This is a genomic window from Candidatus Cloacimonadota bacterium (assembly GCA_020532085.1).
In the GTDB taxonomy this organism is placed as follows: domain Bacteria; phylum Cloacimonadota; class Cloacimonadia; order Cloacimonadales; family Cloacimonadaceae; genus Syntrophosphaera.
Genome location: JAJBAV010000084.1, coordinates 1 through 3138, shown reverse-complemented (window position 1 = coordinate 3138; position 3138 = coordinate 1). Strand labels below are relative to the sequence as shown.

2 protein-coding genes are annotated in these 3138 nt (G+C 57.6%); both read left to right on the top strand.

Annotated features, from left to right (window positions below):
• Positions 1-101 precede the first annotated feature (101 nt).
• On the top strand, positions 102-1448 hold the full coding sequence (locus LHW45_11210) for a sodium:alanine symporter family protein (protein MCB5286137.1): 1347 nt from the start codon (positions 102-104) through the stop codon (positions 1446-1448).
• A partial coding sequence (priA, locus tag LHW45_11205; protein ID MCB5286136.1) for a primosomal protein N' occupies positions 1445-3138 on the top strand: 1694 nt, incomplete at its 3' end. The genes LHW45_11210 and priA, both read left to right, overlap by 4 nt.

Genomic DNA, 3138 nt, shown 5'->3' with positions numbered 1-3138 from the left:
AACTAAGGGCTTATCTTGCTTTGAGCGTAGAGGTTCCGGTGACAGCCCCGCCACCTGTTATGTATTTTGGCAACAAGAATTTGTTAAAACAGGGAAAATAGATGACTGAGCTACAGGAGTTGGTCGGTTACATTAATGGATTTGTGTGGGGCCCGGTGATGCTCACCTTTCTGGTGGGTACCGGTGTCCTTCTAACCTTGCGGTTGCGCGGCATTCAGTTGCATCGCTTGCCAATGGGCTTGCGTCTGGTTTTCAGCGGGCGCAAAGCCTCCGGGGCAGAAGGAGATATCTCCTCATTTCAGGCTCTGACCACCGCAATGGCGGCCACCATTGGTACTGGGAATATTGCCGGAGTGGCCACCGCCTTATATCTGGGGGGCCCAGGGGCGATCTTCTGGATGTGGGTCTGCGCAGTGTTCGGCATGGCGACCAAGTATGCCGAAGCGGTGCTCGCGGTCCATTTTCGCCAGCATTTGCCCGATGGCACCATGCAGGGTGGCCCAATGCGCTACTTAAGCGAGGGGCTCGGGCTGCCGTGGCTGGGGATGCTGTTTGCGTTGATGGGAAGTATCGCCGCCTTCGGTATCGGCAGCATGGTGCAGTCCAATTCGGTGGCGGTGGCGCTGGAAGCGACCTTTGCCGTACCGCCGTTGTTCAGCGGGGTGGCTTTGGGCTTATTGAGCGCGCTGGTGATTATCGGTGGGATTAGGCGCATCGGGCGGGTGACTGAAAAGCTCGTTCCGTTTATGGCGCTGATATATGTAGTAGCGGCGCTGGTGGCTCTGGTTATCAACATTGCGGCAGTGCCCACCGCGTTCGGTCTGATTTTTTCCCATGCTTTTACCCCCGCAGCGGGCAGCGGCGGCTTTGCTGGGGCCAGCGTGGCTATGGCTATTCGTTTCGGTGTCGCGCGTGGGGTGTTTTCAAACGAAGCCGGTCTCGGCAGCGCTCCTATCGCCCATGCGGCTGCCCGCACCAGCAGCCCTGTGCGCCAAGGGCTAGTAGCCATGACCGGAGTGTTCTTCGATACCATCATTGTGTGCAGTCTCACCGCTCTGGTTATCCTCACTTCAGGTGTTTGGGATGGAGGCGAAAGCTCCAGCGCCTTGACTGCATTGGCGTTTGAAACCGCCATCCCAGGTTTTGGCGCGGCGTTTGTTTCCCTGGCGCTGGTGATGTTTGCCTATTCCACCATGCTGGGCTGGGCCTACTATGGCGAACAATGTATCGAATACGTGTTCGGGATGAAGGCGCGGGCCCCGTATCGCTGTCTATTTTGTTTGGTGATCACTTGGGGCGCGTTGCAAAAAATAGACTTTGTATGGGATATCTCCGACACCATGAATGGCGCCATGGCGATCCCCAACTTGATAGGCCTGGTGGGGCTCTCCGGCTTAGTTGTACGTCTGACGCAGCGCCACTTTAAACAGGGAGAAATTAGACTGTGACCCACCAGCGTAGCCCTGCGCAGCAGGCAATAGACCCAGCTTTGCCGCAGCTATGCGCTGATGTCGCTGTGTTTGCGCCGTTGCCGCGGCCGCTGAGCTATGTTGTCCCCGCACCGATGGAGAAACTTCTCCGCCCTGGGATGCGGGTGCGGGTGCCGTTAGGGCGGCGTAGTGCCATCGGGGTTGTGGTTAGATTGCGTCCTTCAGGTGACGAACAATGGGAACTTAAACCCATCAGCGCGTGCCTGGATGAGGACGTTGCAGCGCTTGATAGTGCCAGCGTTACGTTTCTACAGCGGGTTAGTGCCTATTATGCCTACCCTTTGGGGCTTACCATAAAGACAGCTCTGCCGGCGGGTCTGACCCAGCAGAAGGCGCCGGCTGCCATCCAGCACGTGCACTATCGCGCAACCGGGCAGGAGGCCGTGTTGCGCGGGGCGACGCAGCAAGCGATTTATGCTTTCATCGTCTCTCAGGGTGAAGTCGCGGCGGAGGAGATCCGCGCTAGCTTTCCCAATCCACACGCACCGCTGAGGCGCCTTGAGGAACTAGGTCTCGTCACACGTACCCAAAGTACCTCCAGCCGTGATCCGTTTGTCGGTTTGGATATCAAGCCCGACACTCCCCCCGTGCTTGCCCCTGAACAGCAGCAAGCCGTTACCGCGATCTGCCCTGACACGGAGCAGCCCTCTACGTTTGCCCCTTTTTTGCTCCATGGGGTTACCGGTAGCGGCAAGACTGAGGTGTATCTGCATGCCATCGCACATGTAGTCCAGGTTCAGCGACAACAAGCACTGGTGTTGGTGCCCGAGATTGCCCTTACGCCGCAACTGGTAAAGCGTTTTCGGGCACGTTTTGAGCACCAAGGGGTGCGCATCGGGATTCTTCATTCCGGTATGAATGCGGCTGAGCGCCACGATATTTGGCGCGAGATCAACCATAATCGGATCGAGATTGTGATTGGGGCACGTTCTGCGGTGTTTGCGCCGCTGCAGAATCTTGGCATCGTGGTGGTGGATGAGGAGCATGACGAAAGCTACAAGCAGGGGGAGGGATTACGCTATAACGCGCGGGATCTGGCCCTGCTGCGAGGGCAGATGCTGCAGATTCCGGTGGTGCTCGGGAGCGCGACCCCGGCTCTGACCAGTTTTGAACGCGCGCGCGCCGGGCATATGACCTTGCTTAGTCTTACCCACCGTGCCTTATCACGCCCTATGCCTGTAGTTGAAATAGTAGATCTGAGCGGAACAAAGGAACCCTGTGTTCTGGGAGAGCAGATGCTTACCGCTCTGCAACAGACCCTGGACGCTGGGGAACAGGCGGTGCTGCTCCTGAATCGGCGTGGGTTCTCACCGTATCTTATCTGCCGCGACTGTGGCGCCACGTTTCGCTGTCCCAACTGTGACATCACCCTGACCTGGTATCGCAGTAAAGGCATGCTTACATGCAACTACTGTGATTACACTCAAGTCCCAGAAGAAGTTTGTCCTGGCTGCGGCGGGGCCACTATCGAACCTCAGGGGGTTGGTACGGAACAACTGGAACACACCCTGCAGGAATATTTCCCCACTGCGGCCATTGCTCGCATGGATCGGGACTCCACCCGCACCAAAGGTTCACAGCAGCGCCTGGTGGAACAGATGGAAAACCGCGAGGTGGACATTTTGGTTGGAACCCAGATGGTTGCCAA

What these genes read in the sequence shown, in the direction of transcription:
- LHW45_11210 (MCB5286137.1), top strand. Translation starts at nt 102, where the DNA reads ATGACTGAGCTACAGGAGTTGGTCGGTTACATTAATGGATTTGTGTGG.